Annotated in this window: 5 protein-coding genes and 1 tRNA gene; 2 read left to right on the top strand and 4 right to left on the bottom strand. The window is 68.4% G+C overall.

From position 1 onward, the window contains the following. The 3 genes from AB4Y86_RS08670 to argS form a co-directional block, all read right to left on the bottom strand. Window positions 1–1270 (bottom strand): homoserine dehydrogenase (locus AB4Y86_RS08670; RefSeq protein ID WP_441401845.1); only part of this gene is annotated, 1270 nt, incomplete at its 3' end. Beyond that, window positions 1271–2725 (bottom strand): diaminopimelate decarboxylase, encoded by a 1455-nt coding sequence (gene lysA / locus AB4Y86_RS08665; RefSeq protein ID WP_441401844.1) that lies wholly within the window; start codon window positions 2723–2725, stop codon window positions 1271–1273. A gap of 5 nt (window positions 2726–2730) precedes the next feature. Beyond that, window positions 2731–4395, bottom strand: coding sequence for an arginine--tRNA ligase (gene argS, locus AB4Y86_RS08660; protein ID WP_441401843.1), 1665 nt, complete (start codon window positions 4393–4395; stop codon window positions 2731–2733). 194 nt (window positions 4396–4589) lie between these two features. Between argS and AB4Y86_RS08655 the strand changes: the two genes are divergently transcribed. Next, window positions 4590–4662, top strand: a tRNA-Arg gene (locus AB4Y86_RS08655). A 60-nt stretch (window positions 4663–4722) separates the two neighbouring features. On the opposite strand, the gene AB4Y86_RS08650 is transcribed toward AB4Y86_RS08655, so the two are convergent. Continuing rightward, window positions 4723–5700, bottom strand: a complete 978-nt coding sequence (locus tag AB4Y86_RS08650) for a cation diffusion facilitator family transporter (RefSeq protein ID WP_441401842.1) — start codon at window positions 5698–5700, stop codon at window positions 4723–4725. Window positions 5701–5811: 111 nt separating this feature from the next. On the opposite strand from AB4Y86_RS08650, the gene AB4Y86_RS08645 reads away from it, so the two are divergent. Continuing rightward, window positions 5812–6797 (top strand): M4 family metallopeptidase (locus AB4Y86_RS08645; protein WP_441401841.1); only part of this gene is annotated, 986 nt, incomplete at its 3' end.

The raw sequence follows: 6797 nt of genomic DNA, 5'->3' as shown, positions 1-6797 counted from the left end.
CGGTTGCTGCGAGCGCGGCTTCGCTCGCGCGGTGCGTGACGATCCGCAGTTCGGCCGACTCGGCCTTGGCGGCGGAGTCGCGGTGGATGGTCTGCCGCATGATTTCGATGGAGACGCCGTGCTCGGCGAAGAGCTGCGCGATCCGGGCCAGGACGCCGGGCTGGTCCGCGACGTCGAGGCCGATGTAGTAGCTCGTGACCGCCGCGTCGATGGGCAGCGCAGGGACATGTCCGGTGGTCGTTTCGGTGCGTCCCGGTCCGCCCAGGACGACCCGGCGGGCAGCCGAGACCAGGTCTCCCAGCACGGCCGAGGCCGTCGGGGTGCCGCCGGCGCCCTGCCCGTAGAACATCAGCTCGCCGGCATTCTCGGCCTCGATGAAGACGGCGTTGAACGCGCCGTGCACCGCGGCCAGCGGGTGCTCGCGAGGCAGCAGGGTGGGGTGGACACGGACGGAAACACCCTCTGCACCCCCGGCTGTTTCCTTGCCTGCGGCGGGGTTGGTGAGCTTCTCGGCGATGGCCAGCAGCTTGATCACGAAGCCGGCGTCCTTCGCGGCGGCGATGTCCGCGGCGGTGACGGCGCTGATGCCCTCGCAGAACACATCTTCGAGCGCGAAGCGCGTGTGGAAGGACAGCGAGGCGAGGATCGCGGCCTTCGCGGCGGCGTCGTGGCCCTCGACGTCGGCGGTGGGGTCCGCTTCGGCATAGCCGAGGCGCTGGGCCTCGGCGAGGGCATCGGTGAACTGCGCGCCCGTGGTGTCCATCTGGTCCAGGATGAAGTTGGTGGTGCCGTTGACGATGCCCAGCACGCGGGTGATCCGGTCGCCGGAGAGGCTGTCCCGGATCGGGCGCAGGATCGGGATGGCCCCGGCGACGGCGGCCTCGTAGGAGAGCTGCACGCCGGCTTTGTCGGCTTCCTCGTAGAGGGTCGGACCGTCCTGCGCCAGCAGCGCCTTGTTGCCGGTCACTACGCAGGCGCCGTGCCGGATCGCGGTGAGGATCAGGGTCCGGGCCGGTTCGATCCCGCCCATCAGCTCGATCACCAGGTCGGCGTCCTTGACCAAAGCGTCGGCGTCGGTGGTGAACAGCTCGTGGGGCAGGTCGACGTCGCGGCGGGCATCGGGGTTGCGCACGGCGATGCCGCTCAGCTCGAGGCGGGCGCCTGCGCGCGACGCCAGGGTCTCGGCGTCGTCAATCAGAATCCGCGCAACCTGGGCCCCGACATTGCCACAGCCCAGCAGGGCCACTTTCAGGGTTCGCATTTCCGTCATTCAGACTCCCATGTCGCGGTTGAGCAGATCTTGTTCGGTTTCGCCGCGGACGATGAGCCGGGCTGATCCATCGCGCACCGCGACAACGCCCGGCCGGGCCAGATAGTTGTAGTTGCTTGACAGAGCCCAGCAGTAGGCGCCGGTCCCCGGTACAGCGAGCAGATCACCGGCTGCCACGTCCTCGGGCAGATATACATCTCTAACAACTATGTCGCCGCTCTCGCAATGTTTGCCCACCACTCGGGACAGCTGCGGGGCCGCGTCGGAGGCCCGGGAGGCGAGAATCGCGGAATAATCCGCGTCGTACAGCACCGGGCGTGCGTTGTCGCTCATGCCGCCGTCCACCGACACATACCGGCGCGGGTACGTAACGTTTTCCGCTGCGTCCACGCGCACCGTTTTCAGGGTCCCCACCTCGTACAGCGTGAACGTGCTGGTGCCCACGATCGCCCGGCCGGGCTCGATCGAGATCCGCGGCGCGGTGATGCCCAGTTCAGCCACCTTGGCGCGGACCACGGCAGCCATCGCCCGGGCGATCTCCGCAGGCGGCCGCGGGGTGTCCACTGAGGTATAGGCGATGCCGTACCCGCCGCCCAGGTCCAACTCCGGCAGCACGATCGAGTACTTGGCCTGCATCGCGGCCAGGAAGTCGAGCAGCTTCTGTGCGGCGAGGGCGAAGCCGTCCGGTTCGAAAATCTGGGAGCCGATGTGGCAGTGCAGGCCCAGCAGTTCGATGCTGTCATGGCCTGCCGCGGCGGCCACGGCTTCCTCGGCGGCGGACAGCCCGGCCCGGTCGGTCGAGTCACCGGCCATCGAGAGGCCGAACTTCTGGTCTTCGTGCGCGGTGGCGATGAATTCGTGGGTGTGCGCGTGCACGCCGGGGGTCAGCCGCAGCATGACCTTCGCCGTTTCGCCGCGGTTGGAGGCGATGGCGGCGACCCGCTCCAGTTCGGCGAGGCTGTCCACCACGACCCGGCCCAGCTTCATGTCGAGGGCGCGGTGGATCTCGGCGTCGGACTTGTTGTTGCCGTGCAGGGCGACGGCAGCGCCGGGAATACCGGCCATCGCCGCGACGGCGAGTTCGCCGCCGGAGGCGGTATCCAGCCGGAGGCCCTCCTCCTCGACCCAGCGGACGACGGCGGTGCACAGGAAGGACTTGCCGGCGTAGTAGACGTCCACTCCCCCGCAGATGTCCGCGAACGCCTCGTTGAACGCGTCCTGGAAGGCCCGGGCTCGGGCCCGGAAGTCGGTCTCGCTCATGACGAACAGCGGCGTGCCGAACTGCCGCTGCAGTTCGCTGACCGGGATGCCGTCGATGGCGAGTTCGCCGCCGCCGGTGCGCGCCACGCCGGCAGCCCACATCGGTTCGTGCAGGGCGTTGAGATCATCCGGGACGGCGAGCCAGTCCGGGGCCAGCGGGGAGGCTGCCTTGCTGTTGTCCGAGGTCGCGGTCATGGCATTCACATCCGTTCCGGCGCCGAAACGCCCAGCAGGTCCAGTCCGTTGGCGAGCACCTGGCTGGTGGCGTCGTTGAGCCAGAGCCGGGTGCGGTTCTGGTCGGTGATGTCTTCCCCGCCCAGCGGCGCGATGCGGCAGGCGTCGTACCAGCGGTGGTAGGCCCCGGCGATGACTTCCAGGTGGCGGGCGACGCGGTGCGGCTCCCGCAGCTCGGCGGCCTTGGCCACGATCGAGGGGTAGCTGCCCAGGTGCGAGAGCAACTCGTTTTCGGTCGCGTGGTCCAGCAGCGCGGCGTCGAAGGCCTCTTTCCCGTCGACCATGCGCTCGACGCCGGCGGCAACGGCGTTGCGCGCCGCGCCGCGGGATCGGGCGTGCGCGTACTGGACGTAGAACACCGGGTTCTCGTTGCTGTGCTTCTTGAGTAGTTCCGGGTCCAGGGTCAGCGGGGAGTCGGCCGGGAAGCGCGCCAGGGAGTACCGGACGGCGTCCTTGCCCAGCCAGGCGATCAGGTCCTTGAGCTCGATGATGTTGCCGGCCCGCTTGGACAGCTTGGCGCCGTTGACCGAGACCAGCTGGCCGATCAGTACCTCGATGTTGACCTCGGGATCATCGCCGGCCGCGGCCGCGATCGCCTTGAGCCGGTTGATGTAGCCGTGGTGGTCSGCRCCGAGSAGGTAGATCTTCTCGGTAAAGCCGCGGTCCTTCTTGGAGAGGTAGTAGGCGGCGTCGGCAGCGAAGTACGTCGGCTCCCCGTTCGCACGGATCATCACGCGGTCCTTGTCGTCGCCGAAGTCGGTRGTGCGCAACCACACCGCGCCGCCGTCGTCGAAAACGTGGCCCTGCTCGCGAAGCCGGGCGACGGCGTCCGCGATGGCGCCGGCGTCGTGCAGTTCCTGCTCGGAGAAGAAGACGTCGAACTCGACGCCGAACTCCGCGAGGGTCTGCTTGATGTCATGCAGCTGCGCCTTGTAGGCAGCACCACGGATCACCGGCAGCGCGGCCACGTCGGTGAGTTCCCTGATGTCGGGGTGCTGCGTCAGGACCTCGTGGCCGAGGTCCGCGATGTATTCGCCCGGGTAGCCGCCTTCCGGGACGCCGCGGCCGTGCAGCCGGGACAGGACCGAGTGCGCGAAAACGTCCATCTGCGAGCCGGCGTCGTTGATGTAATACTCAGCCGTGACGTCCGCCCCGGAGGCCCGGAGCACCCTCGCAATAGAGTCGCCCAGGGCGGCCCAGCGGGTGTGGCCGATGTGCAGCGGTCCGGTGGGGTTGGCCGAGACGAACTCCATGTTGACCGTGCGGCCGGCGAGCGCGGTGTTGGTTCCGTAGGCGGGCCCCGCCTCGACGATCGCCTTGGCGAGGACACCGGCTGCGGCGGCGTCGACGGTGATGTTCAGGAACCCGGGCCCGGCGACGTCGACGGCGGAGACTCCCTCGATCGAGGCCAGCCGTGCGCTCAGCAGGGTGGCGAGCTGACGCGGGTTGGTTCCGGCCGGCTTCGCCAGCTGGAGGGCGATGTTGGTGGCCCAGTCCCCGTGCTCCCTGTTCTTGGGCCGCTCCACGCGCACCGCTTCGGGGATGTCGGTGGCGGCGAGTCCGATTTCACCGGCGGCAACGGCGTCCTTCAGGCAGGCGGATATGGCGAGGGAGAGTTCTTCTGGGGTCACGCTTCTAGCCTACCGGCGGCCCGCAGCAGCGCGGAATTCCGGCGCCGTCATGTTCGGCTGCGGTGCCGGCTGCGGTGCCGGCCCGGGCGCCGACGGGACTGCCGCGGGCGCCGCGGGCAACGCGATTTTCCGTTGGGGCCCACCTTCCTGCTAAGCTCTAGGACGTCCCGCCGGAAACGGCAGGATCCCTGATTGCCCTCGTAGCTCAGGGGATAGAGCGTCTGCCTCCGGAGCAGAAGGTCGTTGGTTCGATTCCAATCGAGGGCACAGAAAAGATCCCGTCACTTCATTGAAGTGGCGGGGTTCTTTGTTTTCCGCTGCTGCCGCTCAGGAGCTGGCGCGGGTCTCCCCGGCGTCGAAGTCCAAGTCGGGTTCGTCCGGGGTCGACAGCGTCAGCACGGCCTCTTCCACCGTTTCGTGGTCTTCCAGCTCGCGCTCGATCCGGCGCAGCGCGACGGCCACCTCATGTTCCGGGAGGTCGCCCTGCAGGTCCACGGCCGCCACCAGATACAGCCGGCGGGGGCCTACGAATTCCAGGTGCAGGTAGGTGAGCCGGGCGATGTCCCCGTGCTCCAGCACCCGGCGGGCCAGGGACCGCTCGATGCCAGGGGTCACGCCCTGGCCCACCAGGAAGCGGCGGTTGCGGTCGATCAGGACGACGGCGACCACCGCCAGGAGCACGCCGACGACGATCGACCCCACCGCGTCGGGCAACGGGGAACCGGTGACCTGATGCAGGAACACGCCTGCAAAGGCGACAACCAAGCCAATCAGGGCCGCGGCATCCTCCGCGAAAACCGCGCGCAGGGTGGGATCGGAGCTGATCATCACCTGCTCCAAGGTGTGCCGTTCCAGCTGGTGCGCGGCCGCCCGGGTCTGGCGGAACGCCTGGATGAAGGAGATCCCCTCGAGCACGAAGGCGGCGGCCAGGACCGCGTAGGCCACCGCGAAGTCGGCCGCCGGCTCCGGGGCGAGGATCTGCTGGACGCCGTGCATGATGGAAACCACGGCACCGGCGGTAAAGAGTCCGAAGGCCGCGAACATCGACCAGACATACGCTTCCCGACCATAGCCCATGGGGTGGGCCAGGTCCCGGGGCTTGGCAGATCGTCGCTCAGCCAGGAAAAGGAACACCTGGTTTCCGGTGTCAGCCCAGGAGTGGGCCGCTTCGGCGGTCATCGAGGCCGAGCCGGTGAGGACTGCAGCCGCGGACTTCGCCGCGGCTACGAGAGCATTCACCACGAACGCGATGATGACCGTCAGCAGGGTCGAGCCGGGTTTCTTTCGCTTCTCCGTTTGCGCCATTGGCCCACCGTACAACCGGCGGCAGCCAGCAAGGCTCTTGGGCGCCGGGCCTGCCAAATGTCTGGGCCCTCTCATAGGCTGTGCGCATCGGCAGAAGCAAAGGGGTCTCACATGTACTGCTCCATCATCCCTCCCTACCTGTTGCGCCGGCTGGCGGCGCAACATCAGGAACCGCGCCTCCAACTGGCGGCCCGCGCCGCGAAGGAAGCGCTGCAGCACGTCAAGAGTTTCCAGGCGGCCCGCGTTGYCGCCGCGCCGGTCACGCCGCCGGGGCTGCGGCAACTCACGCCGGGGCCGCCGCTGCGAACCGTGTACGACGCGAAGGCCTCGGAGAACCTGCCGGGCGTGCTGGTACGCAAAGAGGGCGAATCGCTTACTGGCGATCCGGCAGCGGATGAGGCCTACGACGGACTCGGCAGCACGCACCGGCTCTATGCGGAGGCGTTCGGCCGCAACTCGATAGACGGCAACGGCCTGCCCCTGGATGCCACCGTGCACTTCGGCCAGCGCTACGACAACGCCTTTTGGGACGGCCGTCAGATGGTGTTCGGCGACGGCGACGGCCAGGTCTTCAACCGCTTCACCGCCTCGCTGAGCGTGATCGGCCACGAGCTTACGCACGGCGTCACCCAGTTCACCGCCGGTCTTGCCTACCGCAACCAGGCGGGAGCGCTGAACGAATCGCTGTCCGACGTCTTTGGCGCCCTGGTGGAACAGTACGTGAAGCAGCAGTCCGCCGCGGAGGCTAGCTGGCTGATCGGCGAGGGCCTCTTTACGGACCAGGTCCAAGGCATGGCGCTGCGCTCCATGAAGGCACCCGGCACCGCTTACGACGACGACGTGCTAGGCAAGGATCCGCAACCGGACTCGATGGACTCCTATGTCCACACCAGCGCCGACAGCGGCGGGGTGCACCTGAACTCGGGCATCCCCAACCGCGCCTTCTGCCTTGTCGCGACGGCCCTGGGCGGCAACGCCTGGGAGACGCCGGGACGCATCTGGTACGACACCCTGACCGGAGGGTCACTGCCTGCAGCCGCGACTTTCAGCACCTTCGCCAAGGCCACCGCGGCGTCCGCCAAGGAGCTCTACGGAGC

Source organism: Arthrobacter sp. 2YAF22_2 (assembly GCF_052114645.1).
Lineage (GTDB): Bacteria > Actinomycetota > Actinomycetes > Actinomycetales > Micrococcaceae > Arthrobacter.
The sequence above is the reverse complement of the archived record's forward strand: the minus strand, read 5'-3'. Positions and strand labels throughout refer to the sequence as shown.